This is a genomic window from Streptomyces sp. NRRL S-350, assembly GCF_000719705.1.
GTDB lineage: Bacteria > Actinomycetota > Actinomycetes > Streptomycetales > Streptomycetaceae > Kitasatospora.
Window position 1 is genome coordinate 27,572 of sequence record NZ_JOHO01000039.1, and the last position, 24,961, is coordinate 52,532.

Annotated in this window: 23 protein-coding genes; 18 read left to right on the forward strand and 5 right to left on the reverse strand. The window is 72.1% G+C overall.

The window, feature by feature from the left end; genetic code table 11:
- Window positions 1-139 precede the first annotated feature (139 nt).
- The 9 genes from lepB (IF30_RS0127795) to IF30_RS0127835 all read left to right on the forward strand — a co-directional run bounded on the left by lepB (IF30_RS0127795) (window position 140) and on the right by IF30_RS0127835 (window position 8,763).
- Window positions 140-1,144, forward strand: a complete 1,005-nt coding sequence (lepB, locus tag IF30_RS0127795; RefSeq protein ID WP_030243507.1) for a signal peptidase I — start codon at window positions 140-142, stop codon at window positions 1,142-1,144.
- Window positions 1,145-1,289: 145 nt separating this feature from the next.
- Window positions 1,290-2,045, forward strand: coding sequence for a signal peptidase I (gene lepB / locus IF30_RS0127800; protein ID WP_107054535.1), 756 nt, complete (start codon window positions 1,290-1,292; stop codon window positions 2,043-2,045).
- Between the two features lie 112 nt (window positions 2,046-2,157).
- Window positions 2,158-2,631, forward strand: a complete 474-nt coding sequence (locus IF30_RS0127805; protein WP_030243511.1) for an NUDIX hydrolase — start codon at window positions 2,158-2,160, stop codon at window positions 2,629-2,631.
- 56 nt (window positions 2,632-2,687) lie between these two features.
- Complete coding sequence (locus tag IF30_RS0127810) at window positions 2,688-3,014, forward strand: DUF2469 domain-containing protein (protein WP_030243512.1); 327 nt, start codon at window positions 2,688-2,690, stop codon at window positions 3,012-3,014.
- Window positions 3,015-3,182: 168 nt separating this feature from the next.
- Window positions 3,183-3,761 (forward strand): YraN family protein, encoded by a 579-nt coding sequence (locus IF30_RS50345; protein WP_078891764.1) that lies wholly within the window; start codon window positions 3,183-3,185, stop codon window positions 3,759-3,761.
- A 1-nt stretch (window position 3,762) separates the two neighbouring features.
- Window positions 3,763-5,517: a YifB family Mg chelatase-like AAA ATPase gene (locus tag IF30_RS0127820; RefSeq protein ID WP_078891761.1), complete on the forward strand. Its 1,755-nt coding sequence runs from the start codon at window positions 3,763-3,765 to the stop codon at window positions 5,515-5,517.
- Window positions 5,518-5,573: 56 nt separating this feature from the next.
- On the forward strand, window positions 5,574-6,704 hold the full coding sequence (gene dprA / locus IF30_RS0127825; RefSeq protein WP_037901433.1) for a DNA-processing protein DprA: 1,131 nt from the start codon (window positions 5,574-5,576) through the stop codon (window positions 6,702-6,704).
- Window positions 6,705-7,184: 480 nt separating this feature from the next.
- Complete coding sequence (gene whiG / locus IF30_RS0127830; protein WP_051711335.1) at window positions 7,185-8,063, forward strand: RNA polymerase sigma factor WhiG; 879 nt, start codon at window positions 7,185-7,187, stop codon at window positions 8,061-8,063.
- A gap of 115 nt (window positions 8,064-8,178) precedes the next feature.
- On the forward strand, window positions 8,179-8,763 hold the full coding sequence (locus tag IF30_RS0127835; protein WP_030243521.1) for a TetR/AcrR family transcriptional regulator: 585 nt from the start codon (window positions 8,179-8,181) through the stop codon (window positions 8,761-8,763).
- Window positions 8,764-8,769: 6 nt separating this feature from the next.
- Here IF30_RS0127835 and IF30_RS49690 read toward each other — a convergent pair whose 3' ends face one another.
- Window positions 8,770-9,114, reverse strand: coding sequence for a M23 family metallopeptidase (locus IF30_RS49690; RefSeq protein ID WP_234322868.1), 345 nt, complete (start codon window positions 9,112-9,114; stop codon window positions 8,770-8,772).
- Window positions 9,115-9,987: 873 nt separating this feature from the next.
- On the opposite strand from IF30_RS49690, the gene rpsB reads away from it, so the two are divergent.
- The 6 genes from rpsB to rlmN all read left to right on the forward strand — a co-directional run bounded on the left by rpsB (window position 9,988) and on the right by rlmN (window position 16,273).
- Window positions 9,988-10,872, forward strand: a complete 885-nt coding sequence (gene rpsB, locus IF30_RS0127845; RefSeq protein ID WP_030243524.1) for a 30S ribosomal protein S2 — start codon at window positions 9,988-9,990, stop codon at window positions 10,870-10,872.
- Between the two features lie 129 nt (window positions 10,873-11,001).
- Window positions 11,002-11,841: a translation elongation factor Ts gene (gene tsf / locus IF30_RS0127850; RefSeq protein WP_030243525.1), complete on the forward strand. Its 840-nt coding sequence runs from the start codon at window positions 11,002-11,004 to the stop codon at window positions 11,839-11,841.
- 260 nt (window positions 11,842-12,101) lie between these two features.
- Window positions 12,102-12,866, forward strand: coding sequence for a UMP kinase (pyrH, locus tag IF30_RS0127855; RefSeq protein WP_030243527.1), 765 nt, complete (start codon window positions 12,102-12,104; stop codon window positions 12,864-12,866).
- A gap of 98 nt (window positions 12,867-12,964) precedes the next feature.
- Window positions 12,965-13,522, forward strand: a complete 558-nt coding sequence (frr, locus tag IF30_RS0127860; protein ID WP_030243528.1) for a ribosome recycling factor — start codon at window positions 12,965-12,967, stop codon at window positions 13,520-13,522.
- A gap of 353 nt (window positions 13,523-13,875) precedes the next feature.
- Entirely contained in the window at window positions 13,876-15,099 is a 1,224-nt protein-coding gene (locus IF30_RS0127865) for a phosphatidate cytidylyltransferase (protein ID WP_199807936.1), read from the forward strand.
- A 73-nt stretch (window positions 15,100-15,172) separates the two neighbouring features.
- Complete coding sequence (gene rlmN / locus IF30_RS0127870) at window positions 15,173-16,273, forward strand: 23S rRNA (adenine(2503)-C(2))-methyltransferase RlmN (protein WP_030243532.1); 1,101 nt, start codon at window positions 15,173-15,175, stop codon at window positions 16,271-16,273.
- A 73-nt stretch (window positions 16,274-16,346) separates the two neighbouring features.
- Here rlmN and IF30_RS0127875 read toward each other — a convergent pair whose 3' ends face one another.
- The 4 genes from IF30_RS0127875 to IF30_RS0127890 all read right to left on the reverse strand — a co-directional run bounded on the left by IF30_RS0127875 (window position 16,347) and on the right by IF30_RS0127890 (window position 20,394).
- Window positions 16,347-17,498: a hypothetical protein gene (locus tag IF30_RS0127875; protein ID WP_051711325.1), complete on the reverse strand. Its 1,152-nt coding sequence runs from the start codon at window positions 17,496-17,498 to the stop codon at window positions 16,347-16,349.
- Window positions 17,499-17,525: 27 nt separating this feature from the next.
- The gene (locus tag IF30_RS0127880) at window positions 17,526-18,281 is read right to left on the reverse strand and encodes an ABC transporter ATP-binding protein (RefSeq protein ID WP_051711327.1); all 756 of its coding nucleotides are present in this window, start codon (window positions 18,279-18,281) and stop codon (window positions 17,526-17,528) included.
- Window positions 18,282-18,529: 248 nt separating this feature from the next.
- Entirely contained in the window at window positions 18,530-19,924 is a 1,395-nt protein-coding gene (locus IF30_RS0127885) for an aspartate aminotransferase family protein (protein WP_030243537.1), read from the reverse strand.
- On the reverse strand, window positions 19,921-20,394 hold the full coding sequence (locus tag IF30_RS0127890; RefSeq protein WP_030243538.1) for an Lrp/AsnC family transcriptional regulator: 474 nt from the start codon (window positions 20,392-20,394) through the stop codon (window positions 19,921-19,923). The genes IF30_RS0127885 and IF30_RS0127890 overlap by 4 nt, the downstream gene beginning before the upstream one ends.
- Window positions 20,395-20,662: 268 nt before the next feature.
- Here IF30_RS0127890 and IF30_RS0127895 point away from each other — a divergent pair, with 268 nt between their 5' ends.
- The 3 genes from IF30_RS0127895 (at window position 20,663) to IF30_RS0127905 (ending at window position 24,924) form a co-directional block, all read left to right on the forward strand.
- Window positions 20,663-22,138 carry a gamma-aminobutyraldehyde dehydrogenase gene (locus IF30_RS0127895; protein WP_030243540.1) on the forward strand — a complete coding sequence of 492 codons (1,476 nt, stop codon included), beginning with the start codon at window positions 20,663-20,665 and terminating at the stop codon, window positions 22,136-22,138.
- Between the two features lie 142 nt (window positions 22,139-22,280).
- Complete coding sequence (locus IF30_RS0127900) at window positions 22,281-23,639, forward strand: aspartate aminotransferase family protein (protein WP_030243541.1); 1,359 nt, start codon at window positions 22,281-22,283, stop codon at window positions 23,637-23,639.
- A 130-nt stretch (window positions 23,640-23,769) separates the two neighbouring features.
- Window positions 23,770-24,924, forward strand: a complete 1,155-nt coding sequence (locus tag IF30_RS0127905; RefSeq protein ID WP_030243543.1) for a polyamine ABC transporter substrate-binding protein — start codon at window positions 23,770-23,772, stop codon at window positions 24,922-24,924.
- Window positions 24,925-24,961: the final 37 nt, after the last annotated feature.

Below are 24,961 nucleotides of genomic sequence, written 5' to 3' on the forward strand. Positions count from 1 at the left end.
TCCGCCGAGGCCGTGCCGGTGTCAGAGGAGCCCGCGGTGGGCAACCCTGAGGCGTTCATGGTCATGGCGAGCGTGGTGCCCGCTGTGCGGCACTTTGAGCGCGGGCGCGCGGGCGTCCGCACAGCAGGGAGGAGACGTTGTGGGGGATTTGGTGATCGGTGCCCGCTCGGGCGCTGGAGAGCCCGAGGGCCCAGGCCGTCGGGCGGCCCGGTCCGCCGAGCCCGCCGCGTCCTCGGCCGCGGTCGAGGACACCGCGGCCCAGACGGCGGACGAGCACGGCGCCGGGGCGGACGACGCCCCGGAACCCTCGCACTTCGAGAGCGAGTCGACGGACGGCTCGGAGTCGGAGACACCGGCCAAGCCGCGCAAGCCGCGCTCCTTCTGGAAGGAACTGCCGATCCTGGTCGGCATCGCGCTGATCCTCGCGCTCGTGATCAAGACCTTCTTCGTCCAGGCGTTCTCCATTCCGTCGGAGTCGATGCAGAACACGCTGCAGGTGGGCGACCGCGTCCTGGTGGACAAGCTGACCCCCTGGTTCGGGGCCGAGCCCGAGCGCGGCGAGGTCGTGGTGTTCCACGACCCGGGCGGCTGGCTGAACGACGAGCCGAGCCAGCAGAGCAGCAACTCCTTCGTGCGCGGTGTGCAGGACGTGCTCAGCTTCGTCGGCCTGATGCCCTCCGCCGATGAGAAGGACCTGATCAAGCGGGTCATCGCAGTCGGCGGGGACACCGTCGAGTGCGAGGGTGTCGGGCCGGTCAAGGTCAACGGCGTCGCACTCGACGAGCCGTACGTCTACCAGGGCAACACTCCTTGCGGGGACCACCCCTTCGGGCCGGTCAAGGTGCCCGACGGCCGGATCTGGGTGATGGGCGACCACCGCGCCGACTCCCTGGACTCCCGCTTCCACATGGACCAGCCGGGCGGCGGCACGGTCCCGGTGGGCAACGTGATCGGGCGCGCCTTCGTGGTGGCCTGGCCGGTCGACCACTGGTCGACGCTGTCCGTGCCGGGCACCTTCGACCAGAAGGGCCTGGCGGCGGCCGCGCCGTTGGCACCCCCCGTGGCCGGGGCGGTGGGGGCCGTCGCCCTGCTCCCCCTGGTGCGTCGGGCACGGGGCCGGGTGGAGCGCCGGAAGGAGTCCTGAATTCCTCCGGGTCGTCGCCGACTCTTGCGCGGGCCGTGGTACCGACGAGTAATCTGCTCGGACGTGCCACGGCCCGTCGGCTTTTCCGCCGGTGCCCCCGGCGTGCCAGTGGTGTTCTCCGGTCGGCCAGAGGTGGACGGTTTCGATGAGCGGTGTCGTGGAGCAGGCGGCCGACCACCCGGTCGTGCCCACCGGTGGGCGCCGCGGGCCGGCCGCGATCCTGCAGGGCGTCGCGCTGGCGCTCGGATTGCTGATGATGATCGGCGGCTTCGCCCTCATCGCGGTCGACTACCGGCCGTACGACATCCCCACCCCCTCGATGCACCCGACGCTGCAGGCCGGGGACACCGTGCTGGCCCGCAAGGTCGGTGGCGGTGCCATCGGGCGGGGCGACGTGGTGGTCTTCCGGGACCGGGACTGGGGCGGTGAGCTCATGGTCAAGCGGGTGGTCGCCGTCGGTGGCGACACCGTGGCCACCAACGGGGACAACCGCCGACTGACGGTCAACGGACAGCCGGTGGACGAGCCGTACCTCGCGGCCCAGGGCCGCCAGGGCGAGTCGTTCAGCGTCACGGTGCCGCCGGGCCGGCTGTTCCTCCTGGGCGACAACCGGGTGGGCTCGCTCGACTCGCGGACCCACCTGGAGGTCGACGGCGGGAGCGTACCGGCCGATGCCGTCGAAGCCAGGGTCGAGGCCACCGTGAAGCCCTTCGGGCGGATGGGTCTGCTGGCCCGTACCGCGGCCTTCGACGGCTTCGCGGGCCCGAAGGCGTCGCAGCCGGGGCCGCTGGAGCCCGCCGCCTACGCCGCCGTCGCGGGTGCGGCCCTGATCATCGTGACCTCGGCGGTGGGCGGGGTGGCGGGCCTGGCCCGCCGGCTCCGCCGGGGGCGCAGCTCCTGAGCGGTGCCGTCGCGACGCGGGCCGCTCTGCCGAACATCGCCCCGGACGACCGCGCCGGGTGGCAGGATCGGTAGCGCGACCGATGCGAACGGAAGGAGCGTGGAGCGCAGCCATGACAGCACAGCGCCGCCGGGCGGCGCGGATCCTGCTGCTGGACGGGCTGGATCGCATCCTCCTCTTCCTGGGTGCCGATCCCGCGGTACCCGGCGAGACGTGGTGGTTCACGCCCGGGGGCGGCTTGGAGGCGGGGGAGGACGTGCGCGAGGCGGCGGAGCGGGAGCTCGCGGAGGAGACGGGCTTGCGGGGCGTGGACCTGGGGCCCTTGGTGGCGTACGGCACGGTGTCGTTCTCCTTTCGGGGACAGCACTACGAGCAGGAGCAGTGGTTCCACCTGGCCCGGACCACGGAGACGGGGCTGGACCACTCGGACATGGGCGCGGAGGAGCACGCCCAGCTGCTCGGGGCGCGCTGGTGGACGGTCGAGGAACTGAGGGGGACCGCCGAGACGGTCTATCCGGTCGGTTTGGCGGACTTCCTGGAACGGCTGCTGGTCGAGGGCCCGCCGGTGGAACCGGTACGGCTCTGACCGTGGGTGCGGTGGTCCACAATGGGTGGACGTGACAAGTTGAGGGGACGCCTGGGATGAGTGCCGAAGATCTCGAGAAGTACGAGACCGAGATGGAGCTCAAGCTCTACCGGGAGTACCGGGACGTCGTCGGCCTGTTCAAGTACGTGATCGAGACCGAGCGACGGTTCTACCTCACCAATGACTACGAGATGCAGGTGCACTCGGTCCAGGGCGAGGTGTTCTTCGAGGTGTCGATGGCGGATGCGTGGGTCTGGGACATGTACCGGCCGGCCCGGTTCGTCCGCAAGGTCCGGGTGCTGACCTTCAAGGACGTGAACATCGAGGAACTCGCGAAGAGCGATCTGGAGCTGCCTTCGGACGAGTCCGGCTTCGGGAACTGACGTTGAACGACTCCGTCCCGCGTTGTCCAGTCGAATTTCGCGGTACGGGGGCTTCTCACCCCTGCGGGTGACAAAAGTTGTCCACAGGCCCGGGTTATCCACAGGGAACGAGAATTTCCGGGCCCCGCCGAGCGCATTGGTGCAGCCTCCTCGGCGGAGGTGGTCACCATGCAGCACACCGTTGTGCAGGACCAGGCCGTACCGGATGCGGCCGCATCGGCCACGGCCGGGCCGAACCCGGCCACGCCGGCCACGGCCGGGCCGGGAACTCCCGGGCTCGACGCTTCCGGGCCCGGGAAGAGGACACGGGTCGTCCCGGACCGCACCACCAGGAGCGGGCTCGGTCGCTACGGCGAGCGGGTCGCCGCCCGCCACCTCGTGGAGGCCGGGCTCCGCATCCTCGACCGCAACTGGCGCTGCGTCGAGGGCGAGCTGGACATCGTCGCCCTCGACGGCGACACCATCGCGGTCTGCGAGGTGAAGACCCGCTCCGAGCGGGGCTTCCAACAGCCCAGTGAGGCCATCGACCAGGCCAAGGCCGCCCGGCTGCGACGCCTGGCCGAGCGCTGGATGGTGGAGCGTTGGCCCGGCCACTTCGCCCGCCTGGCCGGGCTCGACCACGACGCCGGCCCGACGGATCCGCACTGGCCGCCCGCCCCACCGGGTGGTGTGCGGATCGACCTGGTCGCGGTGGTCAACCGGGCGCGGGGTGCGGCCCTGGTCGACCACCTGCGGGGGGCGGTCTGAGATGGCCTTCGCCCGTACCTGTTCCGTCGCGCTGGTCGGCGTCGACGGCGTGATCGTCGAGGTCCAGGCCGATCTGGAGCCCGGGGTGGCCGCGTTCGCCCTGGTCGGCTTGCCCGACAAGGCGCTCACCGAGGCCCGCGACCGGGTCCGTGCCGCGGTCGTGAACAGCGGGGAGTCCTGGCCGCAGCGCAAGCTGACGGTCGGCCTCAGCCCCGCCTCGGTGCCCAAGAGCGGCAGCGGCTTCGACCTCGCGGTGGCCTGCGCCGTGCTGGCCGCCGCCGAACGGCTCGACCCATCCGTCATCGCCGACCTGCTGATCATCGGCGAGCTGGGGCTGGACGGCAGGGTGCGGCCGGTCCGCGGGGTACTGCCGTCGGTGCTGGCCGCGGCGGACGCCGGGTACGAGCGGGTCGTGGTCGCCGAGCAGACCGCGCCTGAAGCCTCGCTCGTCCCCGGGGTGACGGTGATCGGCGTCCGCAGCCTGCGCCAACTGGTCGCCATCCTGACCGGTGAGGCGCCGCCGGAGGAGCCGCCCGATCCGATCGCCGGCCGGCCCGATCCGCTGATGGCCGGGCTGATGCTGCCCAGCGCGAGCGTGCGCGGCCTGGCCGACGACAAGGCGGCCCGCCTCGACATGGCCGACGTGGCCGGCCAGTACGAGGCCCGGCGGGCACTGGAGATCGCCGCCGCCGGGGGCCACCACCTCTACTTGAAGGGGCCGCCGGGTGCCGGCAAGACCATGCTGGCGGAGCGGCTGCCCTCGCTGCTCCCGCCGCTGACCCAGAAGGAGGCGTTGGAGGTCACCGCCGTCCACTCGGTGGCCGGCCTGCTCCCGGCGGGGCGCCCGCTGATCTCCGTCCCGCCCTACTGCGCTCCGCACCACTCCACCACGATGCCCGCGATCGTCGGCGGCGGCAGCGGCCTGCCGAGACCGGGCGCCGTGTCGCTGGCCCACCGGGGAGTGCTGTTCCTGGACGAGGCCCCGGAGTTCCCCGTCCGGGTGCTCGACGCGCTGCGCCAGCCGCTGGAGGCCGGCGAAGTGGTGATCGCCCGCGCGGCCGGGTCGCTCAGGCTCCCGGCCCGCTTCCTCCTCTGCCTGGCCGCCAATCCCTGCCCGTGCGGCCGCTACTCGCGCCGGGGAGAGGGCTGCGAGTGCACCCCGGCGATGGTCAGCCGCTACCAGGGGCGGCTCTCCGGGCCGCTGCTGGACCGGGTCGACCTCCAGGTCCAGGTGGCGCCGGTGACGAGGGTCGAGCTGATGGAACGGGACAGCACGGCGGAGACCACCGAGACCGTCGCGGCCCGGGTGCTGGCGGCACGGGAACGGGCGGCGGCCCGGCTGGCGAACACGCCCTGGCGGACCAACGCGGAGGTGCCGGGCCACGAACTGCGCACCCGCTGGCAGCTGGAGTCCGGCGCGCTCAACGACGTCGCGCATCAGTTGGAGCGGGGGGTGCTGACGGCCCGAGGCCTGGACCGGGTGCTCCGGGTCGCCTGGACGGTCGCCGACCTGGCCGGCCGCGACCGGCCCGACCAGCGGGACGTGCGGACGGCCCTGGTCCTGCGCACCGGCGTGGAGCACGGCCTGCCGCTGACCGAGCGGATGTTCGGCCGCCTCGGACGCATCCCGGCCCGGCGCACCGGCCGGCCCGACGACGGCCGGCCCGACGACGCCAGGCCAAATGACGGCCGGTCCGACGACGGCCGTCCCAGTACGGGCGAAGAGTGTTCGGAGAGGGCGGAGGGCCCGGCATGAACCAGTTGTTCAGGTACCCCCGAGCAACCTGCACGACCGGGGTTGCGGGCGACGGCGTGGCAGCGCCCGAACCCGAGCGCCTCGCCCGTGTCGTGCTCAGCCGGCTCAGCGAGCCGGGGGACGCGGTGGTGGGCCGCTGGCTCGACCGGCTTCCCGCCGCCGACCTGGTCGAGGCGATCCGGACCGGGACGGTGCCCGACCACCCCGGGCTGGACGCCACCCGCCTGGCCGGCTACCAGGCACGGCTCCCGGGCCTGGACCCGGAGACGGACCTGAAACGGGTACGGCACACCGGTGGCCGATTCATCATTCCGGGGGACACGGAATGGCCCAGCCAGCTCGACGATCTGGGCGACGGACGCCCGGTCGGGCTCTGGGCGGTCGGCACCGGCTCGCTGCGGCTGCTTGCGCTGCGCTCGGTCGCCGTCGTGGGCTCCCGCGCTTGCACGGCCTACGGCGCCCATGTCGCCGGGGAGCTGTCGGCCCAACTGGCCGAGCGCGGCTGGGTGGTGGTCTCGGGCGCCGCCTACGGGATCGACGCGGCCGCCCATCGAGGGGCGCTCGCCGTCGGCGGGATGACCATCGGGGTGCTCGCCTGCGGCGTCGACGTGGCCTACCCGAAGGGCAACGCCGAACTGATCCGGCGGATCGGCGTCCAAGGGCTGCTGGTCAGCGAACTCCCGCCCGGGGAGCACCCGAACCGCTTCCGCTTCGTCCTCCGCAACCGGGTCATCGCGGCGCTCACCCGGGGCACCGTTGTGGTCGAGGCGGCCGTGCGCAGCGGCGCACTGAGCACGGCCCGACGGGCACGGGACCTCAACCGCCACACCATGGGCGTGGCCGGCCCGGTGACCTCGGAGCTCTCGGCCGGGGTGCACGCCCTGATCCGCAGCGGCGGTGCCACGCTGGTGACCGACGCGGCCGAGATCGGCGAACTGATCGGGGCGATCGGGGACGACCTGGCCCCCCAGCGCAGCGGACCGGTGCTGCCGCGCGACCTGCTGGAGCCTCCGGTGGCCCGGGTGCTGGAGGCCGTGCCGGCGACGGCGGAGGGTGCACCGGTCGAGCGACTGGCCCGCCGGTCCGGGCTCCCGCCGGACGAAGTGCTGCAGCGGCTCTACGAGTTGGGCTCGCTCGGCTTCGTCGAGCGGCACGGTGCGCACTGGCGCTTGGTACGGAGGAGGTGAGCGTCCGCACGGAGAACACCTGTGCGCAGAGGGTGGCGCCGCGGAGACGGCCCAGCTGACCTGCTGATCCGCTTCTTCCGCTCGTGTGCACGGATCCGGTGAGTGAACGCCACCGGATCGGGGGACGACTGAGTGGCGGTAGCGCTTTGCAGTGAGTCGGTCACGCTACGCTCCACATGCCTTCCCTATCAGCACATGACTCGGCAGAACGGCGCAGACCCACGCATGCCCACACACATTCCCGGACACAGAGTGACCGGCGGTGCTCGGTCCTCGGGAGGGCCGCGGACCGAGCGGCGCTCCGCGACCGAGTTCCCGTCCAAGTCGGCGGGGACGAGGGGAGGCCTGTCGCGCCAGGGCGGCCGGCCGACGGTGGTGCCAGGTCAGTCCGCGGACGCGGACCGGAGCACCGAGGAGACGAGCGGTGCTGAGGCGGCGCGTGCCGCTGACACCCCCGCCGACGCGCCCGCGCCCGTACCGGTGGACGCGCCCGCCGGTACCGGCGCCGGACCGGGCACCGCCGTCGACGGCGCGGCTCGGTCACCCGGAACCGCGCGGTCACCCGGAACCGCGCGGCCGCCGGACGCCGCCGTCCAGGGGCGCAGCGCGCTCGAAGACCTCTGGCGCTCGTACAAGGGGAGCGGGGACCAGCGCCTGCGCGAGCAACTGATCCTGCACTACTCACCGCTCGTCAAGTACGTGGCGGGGAGGGTCGGGGTCGGGCTGCCCTCCAACGTCGAACAGGCGGACTTCGTCTCCTCCGGGGTCTTCGGGCTGATCGACGCGATCGAGAAGTTCGACATCGACCGCGCCATCAAGTTCGAGACCTACGCGATCAGCCGCATCCGCGGTGCGATCATCGACGAGTTGCGCGCCCTGGACTGGATCCCCCGCTCGGTGCGGCAGAAGGCGAAGGCGGTCGAGCGGACGTACGCGACGCTGGAGGCCCGGCTGCGCCGGACCCCCCACGATCCCGAGGTCGCGGCCGAGATGGGCATCGCGATCGAGGACCTGCACGCCATCTTCAGCCAGCTGTCGCTCGCCAACGTCGTGGCGCTGGACGAACTGCTCCACCCGGTCGGAGAGGGCGGCGACCGGCTGAGTCTGATGGAGACCCTGGAGGACCACGGCGCGGACAACCCGGTCGAGGTCGCCGAGGACCGCGAGCTGCGCAGGCTGCTGGCCCAGGCGGTCAACACCCTTCCTGAGCGGGAGAAGACCGTGGTGACGCTCTACTACTACGAGGGGCTCACCCTCGCCGAGATCGGCCAGGTGCTGGGGGTGACGGAGAGCCGGGTGAGCCAGATCCACACCAAGTCGGTCCTCCAGTTGCGGGCCAAGCTCTCGGACGTCCGGTAGCGGGCCCGCCCCCGGGCGGCCCCGGGCAGCCCCCTGCACCTCCATGCGCGGCGCCGTGTCGGCCGCAGGTAGGGCTCCGTACAGTGGGACCGTGCCGAAGATCCGAGCGGCCACGGTGGCCGAGCATCGCCAGCTGCAGCGCGCAGCCCTCCTCGATGCTGCCCGCATCCTGCTCACCGAGGGCGGCATGGAGGCCCTGACCTTCCCCGTGCTCGCGGCGCGCACCGGGCTGGCGCGCTCCTCGGTCTACGAGTACTTCCGTTCCCGCGCCGCCGTGGTGGAGGCGCTCTGCGAAGTGGACTTCCCGCTCTGGGCGGCCGAGGTCGAAGCCGGGATGGAGAGTTGCGACACCGCTGCCGAGCGGATCGAGGCGTACGTCCGGGGGCAGCTGGCGCTGGCCTCCGATCCGCGCCACCGCGCGGTCGTGGCGATCTCGGCGCTGGAGCTGGACGAGGCCGCGCGCGAGCGGATCCGGGCTGCGCACGGCAGGCTGGCCGGTCTGGTCGTCCAGGCGCTGGAGGACCTGGGCCACGAGCAGCCCCGGCTGGCGGCGGCACTGCTGCAGGGGGTCGTGGAGGCGGCCGTCCGCCGGGCCGAGCAGGTGGCCGCCGGGACTCGCGCCGGGTGCCCGGCCGAGGGGCCCGAGCAGATCGCCGACGCCGCCGTCGCCCTGGCGCTGCACGGACTCGGCCGGGCCTGAGCCGGCCTACTCGCCTCCGCCCCCCAAGGGCAGCAGCCGTGCCGCGCCCGCGCCGAACAGCGCCAACGGGTCCAGGTAGCGGCTCCCGCGCAGCAGCCCCCAGTGCAGGCAGTCGCGCGCGGCGCAGTGCCGCCCGTCCGCGGCGAGCTGCCCGATCACCTGCCCGGCGGCCACCGCGCTGCCGACCGGAACGGTGCCGGTGACGGGCAGGTAGGTGGTCCGGAGCGGGGGAGAGCCCGAGCCCGGATGGCTGACAGTCACCACGGGACGGCCCGCGACCAGTCCGGAGAAGGTGACCACTCCGGCGGCGGCCGCCCGTACCTCTGCTCCGGGGGAGGCGACGAGGTCCACGCCCCGGTGCCCGGCGGCCCAGGGTTTCGCCGGCGGCTCGAACCGTCCCAGCACTCCGCCGGGACCGCCCACCGGCCAGGCCCGCGTGCCGCCCCGGTCGAGCCCGCCACCCGAGCCACCCTTATCGCCCGATCCCCCGGATCCCCCGGATCCCCCGGATCCCGTGGAACCTTCGGAGGCCCCGGACCTCTCGGAAGGCCCCGAAGGCCCCGAAGCCCCGGAAGCCCCCGGAGCGGCCGACAGCACGAGCGTCACCCCCACCACCGCGGAGAGCACCCACCGGACCCCGACGAACCACGCACGAGCAGTCATGCGGGAAGGCTCGTGCTCGCGCCGCCTCCCGTGCCACCCACATCCGGATTCCTGTGGACAAACCGCCCCCACGCCCGACCGTCGTCCCCCCAACGGGTGTACGGACGCCGCCATCCGGTGTATGGGCGGCATACCCGCATCCGGCGGAGGGCAGGCACCCGAGCAGCCCGCACCCGCGCTCCACCCGCGGCGGGGCGGCTCTTTCCAGCCGTTTCCCGGGCTCTTCCCAAGCCCCCGGCAGGCTCCCGGCCGCTCGCGAAGTCGCTCGTCGCTCGGCGCTTCCCGTACACTTCACACGCGACCCGGTCCGCTGGGTCGACTTCGCACGCCCCGCCACCGGTGGTCGGACGCGGTTCGTCCGCAACGTCGCCAGGTGCGAGTGCCGCTCGGTCCGCCGAGCCCGACCGGCCCCAGGCCGAGCGGGTGGAGCGGCTCGGCACGTTCGGGGCGTCAGGCGTGGCTGTCACCTGGCCGCCACGGACAAACCGAGCCTGACCCGGCTGTGGGCGATCGCCGCGACGCGGTGCCGCTGCCGGGCCGTAACACCTGAGGAGCACGGCAATGGCCGTCGTCACGATGCGGGAGCTGCTGGAGAGCGGCGTCCACTTCGGTCACCAGACCCGCCGCTGGAACCCGAAGATGAAGCGCTTCATCATCACCGAGCGCAACGGCATCTACATCATCGACCTCCTGCAGTCGCTGAACTACATCGACCGCGCCTTCGAGTTCATCAAGGAGACCGTTGCCCACGGCGGCAGCGTCCTCTTCGTCGGCACGAAGAAGCAGGCCCAGGAGGCCATCGCCGAGCAGGCCACCCGCGTGGGCATGCCCTACGTGAACCAGCGCTGGCTCGGCGGCATGCTGACCAACTTCTCGACCGTCTACAAGCGCCTGCAGCGCCTGAAGGAGCTCGGCGAGCTGGACTTCTCGGACGTGGCCGGCTCCGGCCTCACCAAGAAGGAGCTCCTGGTCCTCCAGCGCGAGCACGACAAGCTGGAGAAGACCCTCGGCGGTATCCGTGACATGCAGCGCGTTCCCAGCGCCGTGTGGATCGTGGACACCAAGAAGGAGCACATCGCGGTCGGCGAGGCCCGGAAGCTGAACATCCCGGTCGTCGCCATCCTCGACACCAACTGTGACCCCGACGAGGTCGACTACAAGATCCCGGGCAACGACGACGCGATCCGCTCCGTCACCCTGCTGACCCGCGTGATCGCCGACGCCGTGGCCGAGGGCCTGAAGTCCCGCGCCGGTGTCGCCAAGGGCGACACCAAGGCCGAGCCGGGCGCCGACCAGCCGCTGGCCGACTGGGAGAAGGACCTCATCGAGGGCGAGAAGAAGGCCGAGGAGGCCCCCGCCGCCGCCGAGGCTCCGGCCGCTGAGGCCCCCGCCGAGGCTCCGGCCGCCGAGGCTGAGGCCACCGAGGCCCCGGCCGAGCAGGCCTGACGCACCAAGGGTGAGGGGCAGCCGCCGGCACGAAGCCGGCGGGTGCCCCTCTCTCCCGCGCCGGGGCCGAACCACCGGTCCCGGCGGCACCCCACGCAGACACGCGAGACGCGAGAAGAGATTCACACCATGGCGAACTTCACCGCCGCGGACGTCAAGAAGCTCCGTGAGCTCACCGGCGCCGGCATGATGGACTGCAAGAAGGCCCTGGACGAGGCCGAGGGCAACGTCGAGAAGGCCGTCGAGCTCCTGCGCATCAAGGGCCAGAAGGGCGTTGCCAAGCGCGAGGGCCGTGACGCCTCCAATGGCGCCGTCGCCGCGCTGATCGCCGAGGACAAGAAGTCCGGCGTGCTGGTCGAGCTGAACTGCGAGACCGACTTCGTCGCCAAGGGTGACAACTTCGTCAAGGTCGCCGACGCGATCGCCGCCCACGTGGCCAAGTCCGCCCCGGCCGACCTGGACGCCGCCCTGGCTTCCGAGATCGAGGCCGGCAAGACCGTCCAGCAGTTCGTGGACGAGGCCAACGCCACCCTGGGCGAGAAGATCGTCTTCCGTCGCTTCGCCCGGTTCGACGGTGAGGGCTTCGTCGCCGTCTACCTCCACAAGACCAGCCCCGACCTGCCGCCGGCCGTCGGCGTCCTGGTCGAGCTGGACAAGGAGAACGCCGAGGTCGCCAAGGACGTCGCGCAGCACATCGCCGCCTTCGCGCCGAAGTACCTGTCCCGCGAGGAGATCCCGGCCGAGGAGCTCGACAACGAGCGCCGCGTCGCCGAGGCCACCGCCCGCGAGGAGGGCAAGCCGGAGGCCGCCCTGCCGAAGATCGTCGAGGGTCGCGTCACGGGCTTCGTGAAGGAGAACTCCGTCCTGGAGCAGGCCTTCGCGAAGGACAACAAGAAGACCGTCGCCAAGGTCCTCGAGGAGAACGGCGTCGCCCTCAAGCGCTTCGCCCGCTTCCGCGTCGGCGCCTGAGCCACGTTCCACCTGGTCCCCGGTCCCTTTAGGCTGGGAACCGCCCCCGCCCGCTGACCGGGGCGGGAGGACGCCGAACGGGCTCACCCAGCGCCAACCGCCCACGGGCGGGCTCGCGTCGGCACCATGAACGACGAGGAGGCCATTGCCGTGCAGGACACCGAACCGGTTCCCGCGGCAGTGGCCTCCTCGCGTGTACGCGCAGGCGGGGCATCCGCACACCCGCGCCTGTGACCAGTAGGTGCAAAAAGGAGAAGTCCATGCAGGAGACGCAGGAGACCGCGCAGGACCCCGAAGCCGGCTCGCGCCGCCGGGTGCTGCTCAAGCTGTCCGGTGAAGCCTTCGCCGGTGGCGGCGGCCTCGGCGTCGACCCGGACGTCGTGCACGCGATCGCCCGGGAGATCGCCACGGTCGTCCGCGCCGGTACCGAGGTCGCGGTGGTCATCGGGGGCGGCAACTTCTTCCGGGGGGCCGAGCTTCAGGTCCGCGGCATGGACCGGGCCCGTTCCGACTACATGGGCATGCTCGGCACCGTCATGAACTGCCTGGCGCTGCAGGACTTCCTGGTCAAGGAGGGCATCGAGACCCGGGTCCAGACCGCGATCACCATGGGTCAGGTCGCCGAGCCGTACCTGCCGCTGCGGGCCGTCCGGCACCTGGAGAAGGGCCGCGTGGTGATCTTCGGCGCCGGTATGGGCATGCCGTACTTCTCCACCGACACGACGGCCGTCCAGCGCGCGCTGGAGATCCACGCGGACGTCCTGCTGATGGGTAAGAACGGTGTGGACGGCGTCTACGACTCCGACCCGCGGACCAACCCGGACGCGGTCAAGTTCGACGCGCTGGAGTACTCCGAGGTCATCGCCCGCGACCTCAAGGTCGCCGACCTCACCGCGATCACGCTGTGCAAGGACAACAACCTTCCGATGCTGGTCTTCGAACTGCTGGCGGAGGGCAATATCGCGCGTGCGGTGAAGAGTGAGAAGATCGGCACACTCATCAGCCAGGATTCTGTCCGGGCCTGAGCAGCAACCAGCCGTACGGAACGGCGCGGGCGCCGCGACCGGCCACCGCGCCGACACCGGTCGGAACAACAGCAGATGAACCGGACAGGGAGACCACAGTGATCGAAGAGACCCTCCTCGAAGCCGAGGAGAAGATGGAGAAGGCCGTCGGCGTCGCCAAGGACGACCTCGCGGCCATCCGCACGGGCCGCGCGCACCCGGCGATGTTCGCCAAGATCGTCGCGGAGTACTACGGCACCGTGACGCCGATCAACCAGCTGGCCTCGTTCTCGGTGCCGGAGCCCCGGATGGCGGTCGTCTCGCCGTTCGACAAGACCGCGCTGAAGGCCATCGAGCAGGCGATCCGCGACTCCGACCTGGGCGTCAACCCGTCGAACGACGGCTCCATCATCCGCGTGGTGCTGCCCGAGCTGACCGAGGAGCGCCGCCGGGAGTTCATCAAGATCGCCCGGACCAAGGGCGAGGACGCCAAGGTCTCGATCCGTTCGGTGCGCCGCAAGGCCAAGGACGCCATCGACAAGCTCGTCAAGGACGGCGAGGTCGGCGAGGACGACGGCCGCCGCGGCGAGAAGGAGCTCGACGACACCACGGCCAAGTACGTGGCCCAGGTCGACGAGCTGCTGAAGCACAAGGAATCCGAGCTGCTCGAGGTCTGATGAACGACGCCCCTGACGCCCCTGGCTACTGGGGCCCGTCCGACCAGCAGTTCCAGCCGTACCGCCCGGCGCCGCAGCCCGAGGCACCCCGTACCCCGGCCCACCCGGCGCCGGGATACGGGGCGCAGTCGGCGCCGCTCCCGGGACACCCGGGACACCCGGGACACCCGGGACACCCGGGACACCCGGGACACCAGGGACACCAGGGCGGCCACGGCGTGTCCCCGGGCGCGCCGGGCGCGCCGGGCGCGCCCGACGCGCAGGGCACCGGCCCGGGGCGTCACGGCCTCCGTTCGGATCACTCGCAGCAGCCTCCGGTGTACTGGGGCGGCGACGCGGAGGAGACTCAGGTCATGCCTCCCGTACCGGCCGACCCCGGCCCGCCTCCCGGTGTGCCCGGACCCGGTCGGTCGGCCGCGCGCCATGCCGCCGCGGCCCCCGGTCGGTCCGCGGCCGGCGGCCCGGGCGACCCCGCGGCGGAGCCGGCCCGGGAGGCCGGCCGACTGAGCGGTCCGCTGTTCCGGGACGAGCAGCCCGAGTCGGCGCCGTCCGGCGTGACGGAGACGGTCGTGCTCCGCGCGATATCGCCCGATGCCGCCCCCGCCCCCGCTCACGGCGCCCCGCCGCACCCGGGGGCACCGGTGCATCCCGGGCCGCCGCCCAGCCACCCGGCGGCCGGACAGCCCCGCTTCGTGCCGTCGTCCCATCCAGGGCAGGAGACACCCGTGGCCGCCCAGCCCGATCCGCAGCCGCAGCCGCCAAAGCAGCGCGGCGGCCGTAACCTCCAGGCCGCCATAGGCGTGGGGGCCGGCCTCGGCGTGGTGATCATCGCCTCGCTGTTCGTGGTGAAGGCGCTGTTCCTGGTCGTCGTGATGGCCGCGGTCGCCGTCGGCGTCTGGGAGCTGACCAGTCGGCTCGCCGAGCGCAAGCAGATCAAGGCGCCGCTGGTCCCGTTGGTCGTGGGCGGCATCGCCATGGTCGCGACCGGCTACTGGTCCGGGATCCAGTGGGCTGCGGCCTCGTTGGCGCTGACCGGGCTGGCGGTGATGGTCTGGCGGATGTTCGAGCCGCCGGAGGACTACCTGCGGGACATGACGGCGGGCGTGTTCACCGCCTTCTACGTGCCGTTCCTGGCCACTTTCGTGGCGATGATGCTGGCGTCCGACGACGGTGCGCAGCGGATCGTGCTCTTCCTGATCGTCACGATCTGCAGCGACACCGGCGCCTACGCGGTGGGCTACAAGTTCGGCCGCACCAAGCTGGCGCCGACGATCAGTCCGGGCAAGACCCGTGAGGGCCTGGCCGGCGGCATCGCGCTGTCGATGCTCGCGGGCGCCCTGCTGATGCAGCTGATCATCGACGACGGCACCTGGTGGCAGGGGCTGATCCTGGGCGGCTGCGCGGCGGTCACCGCGACTCTGGGCGACCTGGGAGAGTCGATGATCAAGCGCGACCTCGGGATCAAGGACATGGGCACGCTGCTGCCCGGCCACGGCGGGATCATGGACCGGCTGGACTCGCTCCTGCCGACCGCCCCGGTGGTCTGGCTGCTGCTGGCGGCCTTCGTCGGGACCTGATCCGCGGGCACGGCGGAGGGCCCCGGACGCCTGGCGTCCGGGGCCCTCGCGCGTCTGCGACACTGGAACAACCATGCCTAAGCCCGGAGAACTCACCTTTGTCGCGCCGCGCGGCGCCAAGCCCCCGCGACACCTCGCCGACCTGAGCCCCGCCGAGCGCAAGGAGGCCGTCGCCGAGCTGGGCGAGCAGCCGTTCCGCGCCAAGCAGCTCTCGAACCACTACTTCGGCCGGATGTCGAACGACCCGGCGGGCTGGACGGACATCCCCGCCGCCAGCCGGGAGAAGCTCACCGGGAGCCTGCTGCCGGAGCTGATGTCGGTGGTGCGGCACGTCTCCTGCGACGAGGACACCACCCGCAAGACGCTCTGGAAGCTCTTCGACGGCACCCTGGTGGAGTCCGTGCTCATGCGCTACCCGGACCGGGTGACCATGTGCATCAGCTCGCAGGCCGGCTGCGGCATGAACTGCCCGTTCTGCGCCACGGGCCAGGCAGGGCTGACCCGCAACCTCTCCACTGCCGAGATCGTCGAGCAGATCGCCGCCGGGATGCGTGCGCTGAAGGCCGGGGAGATCCCGGGCGGCGAGGCCCGGCTGTCCAACGTGGTCTTCATGGGCATGGGCGAGCCGCTGGCCAACTACAACCGGGTGCTGGCCGCGATCCGCCGACTGACCGATCCGGCGCCGGACGGCTTCGGCCTGTCCCAGCGCGGCATCACCGTCTCCACCGTCGGCCTCGTCCCGGCGATGCACCGCTTCGCCGACGAGGGCCTCAGCTGCCGCCTCGCGCTGTCGCTGCACGCCCCGGACGACGAGCTCCGCGACGAGCTGGTGCCGGTGAACACCCGGTGGAAGGTCGACGAGGTGCTGGACGCGGCCTGGAACTACGCGGAGAAGTCCGGTCGCCGGATCTCCATCGAGTACGCGCTGATCAAGGACATCAACGACCAGGCCTGGCGGGCCGACCTGCTGGGCCGGCTGATCAAGAACCACCGGGTGCACGTCAACCTGATCCCGCTGAACCCGACGCCGGGTTCCAAGTGGACCGCCTCCCGGCCCGAGGACGAGCGCGAGTTCGTCCGGCGGCTCCAGTCGCACGGGGTGCCGACGACCGTCCGCGACACCCGCGGCCAGGAGATCGACGGCGCCTGCGGCCAGCTCGCCGCGGCGGGCTAGCAGAGGCGGTAGCGGATCGGCGGAAGGTCGGCGGAAAGCCGTCGGCAGCCGCGGTCCGTTCGGTGCCGGCGGGTCAGCGCAGCCCGGCGGCCGCCAGCGCGGCGGTCGCCCCGCCGGTCAGCAGCAGCGTGGTGCCGACCGCGAGGCCGCGCAGCGCGACGGCGCCGAACAGCAGCCGGGGCGAGGCACCGAGGCGCAGCAGCGCGTCGCTGACGTCCCGGCGGTCGGTACGGATCTCGGCCAGCCGGGCGATCACCGCGGCGGTCGCGCACCCGATCACCAGACAGGCCTCGACGGCCGGCAGCGCGTCGGCGCTGCCGGGGGTGCCAATCCAGTAGCGGATGGTGGTGAGCACCAGCGCGACGGCGAGGGTGAGGACGGCCAGTGGCGCGCCGAGGCGCGGGGCCTGGGCGGTGAGTCCGCGTCCGGCCAGCAGCCGTAGCGGGGTGGGTCGGCCGAGGGCGAGCAGGCGTCCGGCCCAGGCCAGCAGCGGGCCGGTGAGCAGGGCGAGGCCCAGCGCGCCGGCCGCCCAGCCGCCGAGGGCGGCGGTGCTGGTGGTGCCGAGCCCGGCGGGGAGGTGGATCGGGCGGCCGTCGGCGGCGGCGCCGGGCCGCAGCGCGATGAGTTCGAGTGCGGCGCCGATCACGCCCAGTCCGATCGGCAGCGCGATCCGCCAGACGCCGAAGCCGGTGCGGTGGCGGGTGCGGCCGCGGGGCAGGTGTTCGGTGGCGGGAACCGCGCAGGCGGCGGCGAGGCCGGCGGTGAGCGGGACGAGGGCGAGCAGGGTGACCGGTGCGGCGGCCGGCAGCGGTACGCCCATGCCGAGGTCGGGGCCGAGGGTGGGCCCGGCGATGTCGTTGCGCAGCACGAGGAAGACCAGCAGGGTGAGGACGCTGCCGAGGGTGCAGGCGAGGGCGACCTCGCCGGCGATCAGCGTCCGGATCCGGCGGGAGCCGGCCCCGGCGGCGGTGAGGCCGGCGATCCGTTCGGGCCGCCGGGCGGGCACCGAACGGGCGGCGACGGCCGCGAACCAGGCGACGGCGGCGAGCGGCGGCAGGCACCAGAGCAGCCGGACCAGTGGGTCGGCGCCACCGTGCGGGTCGCTCATCGCCCGGCCGAGGGAGCGCAGCAGGAAGGCGGCCACCACGGCGGCGGCCAGCGCGGTGAGCAGCCAGCGGCCGAAGTCGGGCACCCGGTAGCCCCGGGCCAGACGGAGATAGAACACGTCGACTCTTTCAGGGGCTCGGCGTCGTCAGCGGCGGGTGGCCGTGACGGCGGACGCTCCGGAGGCCCCGGACGCGACGGTGCCGCGCGGGACGGGGGCGGCGGGGGCGGTGAGCCGTCCGTCGACGAGGGCGACGGCGCGGTCCGCGAACCGGACGAGCTCGGGGTCGTGGGTGGCGAGGACGAGGGTGAGCTGGTGGGAGCGGGCCGCGCTGGTCAGTATCCGCAGGACCTGGTCGGCGGCCTCGCGGTGCAGCGGGGCGGTGGGGTCGTCGGCGAAGACGACGGGCGGCAGCGGGGCCAGGGCGCGGGCGACGGCGACCCGTTGGCGCTGGCTCTGGACCAGTCGTTCGGGGCGCTGTCCGGCGAAGTCGCCGACGTCCAGGCGCTCCAGCCACTCGTCGGCGGCGGTGTATGCGGCCTTGTTGCCGGCCCCGGCGAGCAGCAGCGGCAGGGCGACGTTCTCCCGGGCGGTCAGTTCGGGGACGAGGTGGGGTTCGGAGCCGACGAAGCCGAAGCGGTCGCGGCGCAGCCGTTCGCGGCCGGCCCGGGTGAGGGTGTGCACGGGCGCGCTGTTGAACCAGACCTCGCCCTCGTCGACCGGGAGTTGGGCGGAGAGGCAGTCCAGCAGGGTGCTCTTGCCGGAGCCGCGCGGGCCGGTGACGGCGAGCACCTCGCCCTCACGGACGCCGAGCGAGATGCCGCGCAGGGCGGGGGTGCCGTGATGGGACTTGACGATCCCCCGGGCCCACAGCACGTCGTTGTCAGGCGGTGCCGCTGACATGAGGTTCCATCCTGGGTGGCCGCAGGGATATGACAGTCGTCAGATTAGAACGACCGGGGCGGGGCGCGGTTGCGGCGCACTGGTCCATCACGGGCAAATCACCCGCATTCAGGCATGTTTGGTCGTGCGACTGTGATGTTGTGGGTGCGGAGAGCCAGGACCGGGGCCGGGAGTGGGAGCGCCGAAGGGCGGCCCCGCGGGGAGCGGGGCCGCCCTTCGGCGGAGGGTGGGGAAGGAGGATCAGGTGGTCAGATCTTCGCCCACGCGTCGGTGAGGCTGGTCCGCAGGATCTGCTCGATCTCGTCGAAGGTCGACTGGTCGGAGATCAGCGGCGGGGCCAGCTGGATGACCGGGTCGCCACGGTCGTCGGCGCGGCAGTACAGGCCATTGTCGAAGAGCGCCTTCGACAGGAAGCCGTAGAGCACGCGCTCGACCTCGTCGTCGTTGAACGACTCCTTGGTGACCTTGTCCTTCACGAGCTCGATGCCGTAGAAGTACCCGTTGCCGCGGACGTCGCCGACGATCGGCAGGTCGCGCAGCTTGTCCAGGGTGCCCAGGAAGGCGGCCTCGTTGTCGAGGACCTTCTGGTTCAGGCCCTCGCGCTCGAAGATGTCGAGGTTGGCCAGCGCCACCGCGGAGGAGACCGGGTGGCCGCCGAAGGTGTAGCCGTGCAGGAAGGTGTTGTCGCCCTTGTAGAACGGCTCGGCCAGGCGGTCCGAGATGATCGTGGCGCCGATCGGGGAGTAGCCCGAGGTCATGCCCTTGGCGCAGGTGATCATGTCGGGCTGGTAGCCGAACTTGTCGGCGCCGAACATGGTGCCGAGGCGGCCGAAGGCGCAGATGACCTCGTCCGAGACCAGCAGCACGTCGTGGCGGTCGCAGATCTCGCGCAGGCGCTGGAAGTACCCGGGCGGCGGCGGGAAGCAGCCGCCGGCGTTCTGCACCGGCTCGACGAAGACGGCGGCGACGGTCTCGGCGCCCTCGTTGAGGATGGCCACCTCGATCTCGTCGGCGCACCAGCGGCCGTAGGCCTCGGGGTCGACGGTGCCGTCCGGGCCCTCCAGGAAGGCGGGGGCGCGGTAGATGTTGGTGTTCGGCGCCTTGTGGGTGCCCGGCACCAGCGGCTCGAACGGGGCCTTCAGCCCCGGCAGGCCGGTGATGGACAGGGCGCCCTGCGGGGTGCCGTGGTAGGCGACGGCGCGCGAGATGACCTTGTACTTGGTCGGCTTGCCGGTCAGCTTGAAGTACTGCTTGGCGAGCTTCCAGGCGGTCTCGACGGCCTCGCCGCCACCGGTGGAGAAGAAGACCTTGTTCAGGTCGCCCGGGGCGTAGTGGGCCAGGCGCTCGGCCAGCTCGACGGCCTTCGGGTGGGCGTAGCTCCACACCGGGAAGAAGGCGAGCTCCTTGGCCTGCTTGGCGGCGGCCTCGGCGAGCTCCTCGCGGCCGTGGCCGGCCTGGACGACGAACAGGCCGGCGAGGCCGTCGAGGTACTTGCGGCCCTTGTCGTCCCAGACGTAGGTGCCCTCGCCCTTGACGATCGTCGGCACGGGGGAGTTCTCGTACGACGACATGCGGGTGAAGTGCATCCACAGGTGGTCGTAGGCGGTCTTGGAAAGGTCCTTCTGCGCCGGGTCGGCTGTCATCGGGTGCCCCAGGTGTAGGTCTGTTTCCGGAGCTTCAGGTAAACGAAGCTCTCGGTGCTCCGCACGCCGGGAAGCGCGCGGATGCGCTTGTTGATCAGTTCGAGCAGGTGCTCGTCGTCCTCGCAGACCAGTTCGGCCAGGAGGTCGAACGAGCCCGCGGTGCAGACGACGTAGTCGACCTCGTCGAGGGCGGCCAGCGCGTCGGCGACGGGCTCGATGTCGCCCTCGACCCGGATGCCGACCATCGCCTGGCGGGTGAAGCCGACGGTGAGCGGGTCCGTGACGGCGACGATCTGCATCACGCCTTGGTCGAGCAGCTTCTGGACGCGCTGCCGTACGGCTGCCTCGGACAGGCCGACGGCCTTGCCGATGGCGGCGTACGGGCGGCGCCCGTCCTCCTGGAGCTGCTCGATGATCGCCTTGGAGGCGGCGTCGAGGGGAACGCTGGCGTTCCGGTCGCGGTTGGCCACGCCGCCACTGTGCCTGATCGTTCTCGTGTTCGCAAGCGTGGATGCTGCTGATTTCGTCGTGATCTTGGAAAACACGTACGGATTTCATCGCCTACGCGTATGCGGCCTGTCGATAACGGCAGAAGTGCGGCTACCCTGGCACGGTACGCGCGTGGCCCCGGGGGATGCCGCGCGTACCGCCACCAGTGGACCGTGCCGTTTCGGGCCCGGCCACTCGGCACCCTTCGTGCGTCGGATCCGCCGACGTACCATGGCGCCGGAATCTGCAATGCCGCAGGCCCCGACCGAGGAGAGATCCGTGAGCGACCTTCGTACGCTGCGCAACTACATCAACGGTGAGTTCGTCGACGCGGCTGACGGCCGCACCCTCGACATCGTCGACCCGACCACCGGTGAGGTGTACGCGACGTCGCCGCTGTCCGGTGCCGCGGACGTGGATGCCGCCATGGCCGCCGCCGCCGCCGCGTTCCCGATCTGGCGGGACGCCACCCCGAGCACCCGGCAGAAGCTGCTGCTCAAGATCGCCGACGCGGTCGAGAGCCGGGCCGACGAGATCGTCGACGCCGAGGTTCGCAACACCGGCAAGCCCCGCGCGCTGACCCTCTCCGAGGAGATCGGCCCGATGGTGGACCAGATCCGCTTCTTCGCCGGTGCCGCCCGCCTGCTGGAGGGCAAGGCCGCCGGCGAGTACATGGACGGGATGACCTCGATCGTCCGCCGCGAGCCGGTCGGCGTCTGCGCCCAGGTCGCGCCGTGGAACTACCCGATGATGATGGCCGTCTGGAAGTTCGCCCCGGCCCTCGCCGCGGGCAACGCCGTCGTGCTGAAGCCCTCGGACACCACCCCGGCCTCGACCGTGCTGCTGGCCGAGATCATCGGCGGCATCCTCAAGGACATGGAGCTGCCGGCCGGCGTCTTCAACGTCATCTGCGGGGACCGCGAGACCGGCAGGCTGATGGTCGAGCACAAGACCCCGGCGATGGCCTCCATCACCGGGTCGGTCCGGGCCGGCATCCAGGTCGCCGAGTCGGCCTCCAAGGACGTCAAGCGCGTCCACCTGGAGCTGGGCGGCAAGGCACCCGTCGTGGTCTTCGAGGACGCCGACATCGCCGAGGCCGTCGAGGGCATCTCGGTGGCGGGCTACTTCAACGCCGGCCAGGACTGCACCGCCGCCACCCGCGTGCTGGTGCACGAGTCGATCCACGACGCCTTCGTCGAGGCGCTGGCCAAGGCCGCGGCCGAGACCAGGACCGGCGGCGTGGACGACGAGGACGTGCTGTACGGCCCGCTGAACAACGCCAACCAGCTGAAGCAGGTCTCCGGCTTCATCGAGCGGCTGCCCGCGCACGCCAAGGTCGAGGCCGGTGGCCACCGGGTCGGCGACAAGGGCTACTTCTACGCCCCGACCGTCGTCTCCGGCCTGAACCAGGACGACGAGATCGTCCAGAACGAGGTCTTCGGCCCGGTCATCACCGTGCAGAAGTTCACCGACGAGGAGCAGGCCGTCGAGTACGCCAACGGCGTCGAGTACGCGCTGGCCTCCTCCGTGTGGACCAAGGACCACGCCCGCGCCATGCGGATGTCGCGCCGCCTGGACTTCGGCTGCGTCTGGATCAACACCCACATCCCGCTGGTCGCCGAGATGCCGCACGGCGGTTTCAAGAAGTCCGGCTACGGCAAGGACCTGTCGTCGTACGGCTTCGAGGACTACACCCGCGTCAAGCACGTGATGACCGCGATCTGACACAACGATCACCGGTCGACATGACGGTGGGCCCGGGGCCGGCGGACCCGGGCCCACCGTCTTTGCATCCTGTCGACGGATCGCGCGACCGGCTGACAGGATGAAACTGCACTTCGGGGGCGGGCCGCCCTAGCCTTGCCGCATGAGCATCCCCACCGCTGACTCAGCCGCCGGCCAGGCCGTCAAGGCCGCCGACCGCGCGCACGTCTTCCACTCGTGGTCCGCCCAGGCGCTGATCGACCCCCTCGCGGTGGCCGGCGCCGAGGGCTCGTACTTCTGGGACTACGACGGCAACCGCTATCTCGACTTCTCCTCGCAGCTGGTCAACACCAACATCGGCCACCAGCACCCGAAGGTGGTCGCCGCGATCCAGGAGCAGGCGGCGAAGCTCTGCACCATCGCCCCCGGCTTCGCGGTCGAGTCGCGCAGCGAGGCCGCCCGGCTGATCGCCGAGCGCACCCCGGGCGACCTCGACAAGATCTTCTTCACCAACGGCGGCGCCGAGGCCAACGAGAACGCCATCCGGCTGGCCCGGCTGCACACCGGCCGGCAGAAGGTCCTGGCCACCTACCGCTCGTACCACGGCGCCACCGCCAACGCGATCGCCCTCACCGGCGACCCGCGGCGCTGGGCCAACGAGACCGGCGTCTCCGGCGTCGTGCACTTCTGGGGCCCGTACGCCTACCGCTCCAACTTCCACGCCGAGAACGAGGCGCAGGAGTGCGAGCGCGCGCTGCGGCACCTGGAGGAGCTGATCGCGTTCGAGGGGCCCGGCACCGTCGCGGCGGTCATCCTCGAGACGGTGGTCGGCACCGCGGGCATCCTGATCCCGCCGCCCGGCTACCTGGCCGGGGTGCGGGAGATCTGCGACCGCCACGGCATCGTGTTCATCCTCGACGAGGTGATGGCGGGCTTCGGCCGCACCGGCGAGTGGTTCGCCGCCGACCACTGGGGCGTCACCCCCGACCTGCTCACCTTCGCCAAGGGCGTCAACTCCGGCTACGTGCCGCTGGGCGGCGTGGCGATCAGCGCCGAGATCGCGGCCACCTTCGCCGAGCGGCCCTTCCCCGGCGGGCTCACCTACTCCGGCCACCCGCTGGCCTGCGCCTCGGCCGTGGCCACCATCAACACCATGGCGGAGGAGGGCATCGTCGAGAACGCCAAGCACATCGGCGAGACCGTGCTCGGCCCCGGCCTGCGCGAGCTGGCCGAGCGGCACCCGTCGATCGGCGAGGTCCGTGGCCTCGGCGTGTTCTGGGCGCTCGACCTGGTGAAGGACCGGGCGACCCGCGAACCGCTCGTCCCCTACAACGCCTCGGGCGCCGCCAACGCGCCGATGGCCGAGCTGGCCGCCGCCTGCAAGCAGCGCGGGCTCTGGCCGTTCGTCAACATGAACCGCTTCCACGCCGTCCCGCCGTGCACCGTCACCGAGGAGGAGGCCAAGGCCGGCCTCGCGGTGCTGGACGAGGTGCTCTCGCTCACCGACGCGCACACCGTCTGACGAACCTCCCAGGACGGCCCCGGGCACCCGCGTGCCCGGGGCCGTCCCACGCTCCGGAAGGCTCCCCATGACCAGCAGCTCCACCCCGACCCGCCGTTCGACCCCCGACCGCCCGAAGGGCCCCGTCCCCATGCGCCGGCGCTCCGTGCTCGGCGGGGCCGCGCTGCTCGGCGCCGGCACGCTGGCCGGCTGCGGGATCCCGTCCGCGTACGTCGCCGAGGACCGCCGCTCGGCGCCGGACCGCTCGGACAGCGACAAGCGGCTCGTCTTCTCCAACTGGACGCAGTACATCGACACCGACGACCAGGGCGGCCGGCCGACCCTGGACGCCTTCAGCGAGAAGACCGGGATCGCCGTCACCTACACCGAGGACATCAACGACAACGACGAGTTCTTCGGCAAGATCAGCCCGGTGCTCACCGAGGGCGCCGATCCCGGCCGGGACCTGATGGTGGTCAGCGACTGGATGGCCGGACGGTACGTCTCGCTGGGCTGGGTGCAGGCCATGGACCGGGCCAACCTGCCCAACGTCACCGCCAACCTGGACCCGCAGCTCGCGAACCCGGCCTTCGACCCCGGGCGCCGGCGCAGCGTGCCGTGGCAGTCCGGGATCACCGGCATCGCGTACAACCGCAAGGCGCTCGGCCGGGAGATCAAGTCCACCGCCGACCTGTGGGCGCCCGACCTGAAGGGCCGGGTCACGCTGTTCGCCGGGCTGGACGAGGCGCTCGGACTCCTGATGCTCTCCCAGGGCGCCGACATCGGGAGGTTCACCGGGGACGACGCCGGCAAGGCGATGGACCTGGTGCAGAAGATGGTGGACACCGGCCACATCCGCCGCTTCACCGGCAACGACTACACCAGCGACCTCGCCTCCGGTGCGGCGCTCGCCTGCCAGGCCTACTCCGGCGACGCCGTCCAACTCACCGCCGAGAACCCGGACATCGGGTTCGTGGTGCCGGAGGAGGGCGGCGAGCTGTGGGCGGAGAGCCTGATGGTGCCCAACCGGGCCGTCCACAAGCGCAACGCCGAAATGCTGGTCGACTACTACTACCAGCCCGAGGTGGCCGCCGAGCTCGCCGCGTTCGTCCAGTACATCTGCCCGGTGCCGGCCGCCCGCGACGTGCTGGCGGCCGGCGGCGACAAGGAGAAGGCCGAACTCGCCGAGAATCCGCTGGTGTTCCCGACCGAGGAGCTGCGCGCCCGGCTGAGCACCATGCGCGACGTCAGCGCGGCCGAGCGGCCCGGGCTGCACAAGGTCTGGGGCCGCATCACCGGGGTGTAGGGAATCGGGGAGAGAGCGCGGAGAGAGCGCGGAGGGG

Excerpts from the sequence above, each read along its gene's own strand:
- lepB (WP_107054535.1), top strand. The coding sequence starts at position 1,290 with ATGAGCGGTGTCGTGGAGCAGGCGGCCGACCACCCGGTCGTGCCCACC.
- IF30_RS0127805 (WP_030243511.1), top strand. The coding sequence starts at position 2,158 with ATGACAGCACAGCGCCGCCGGGCGGCGCGGATCCTGCTGCTGGACGGG.
- IF30_RS0127810 (WP_030243512.1), top strand. The coding sequence starts at position 2,688 with ATGAGTGCCGAAGATCTCGAGAAGTACGAGACCGAGATGGAGCTCAAG.
- IF30_RS50345 (WP_078891764.1), top strand. The coding sequence starts at position 3,183 with ATGCAGCACACCGTTGTGCAGGACCAGGCCGTACCGGATGCGGCCGCA.
- IF30_RS0127820 (WP_078891761.1), top strand. The coding sequence starts at position 3,763 with ATGGCCTTCGCCCGTACCTGTTCCGTCGCGCTGGTCGGCGTCGACGGC.
- rpsB (WP_030243524.1), top strand. The coding sequence starts at position 9,988 with ATGGCCGTCGTCACGATGCGGGAGCTGCTGGAGAGCGGCGTCCACTTC.
- tsf (WP_030243525.1), top strand. The coding sequence starts at position 11,002 with ATGGCGAACTTCACCGCCGCGGACGTCAAGAAGCTCCGTGAGCTCACC.
- pyrH (WP_030243527.1), top strand. The coding sequence starts at position 12,102 with ATGCAGGAGACGCAGGAGACCGCGCAGGACCCCGAAGCCGGCTCGCGC.
- IF30_RS0127865 (WP_199807936.1), top strand. The coding sequence starts at position 13,876 with ATGCCTCCCGTACCGGCCGACCCCGGCCCGCCTCCCGGTGTGCCCGGA.
- rlmN (WP_030243532.1), top strand. The coding sequence starts at position 15,173 with ATGCCTAAGCCCGGAGAACTCACCTTTGTCGCGCCGCGCGGCGCCAAG.
- IF30_RS0127880 (WP_051711327.1), bottom strand. The coding sequence starts at position 18,281 with ATGTCAGCGGCACCGCCTGACAACGACGTGCTGTGGGCCCGGGGGATC.
- IF30_RS0127885 (WP_030243537.1), bottom strand. The coding sequence starts at position 19,924 with ATGACAGCCGACCCGGCGCAGAAGGACCTTTCCAAGACCGCCTACGAC.
- IF30_RS0127895 (WP_030243540.1), top strand. The coding sequence starts at position 20,663 with ATGCCGCAGGCCCCGACCGAGGAGAGATCCGTGAGCGACCTTCGTACG.
- IF30_RS0127900 (WP_030243541.1), top strand. The coding sequence starts at position 22,281 with ATGAGCATCCCCACCGCTGACTCAGCCGCCGGCCAGGCCGTCAAGGCC.
- IF30_RS0127905 (WP_030243543.1), top strand. The coding sequence starts at position 23,770 with ATGCGCCGGCGCTCCGTGCTCGGCGGGGCCGCGCTGCTCGGCGCCGGC.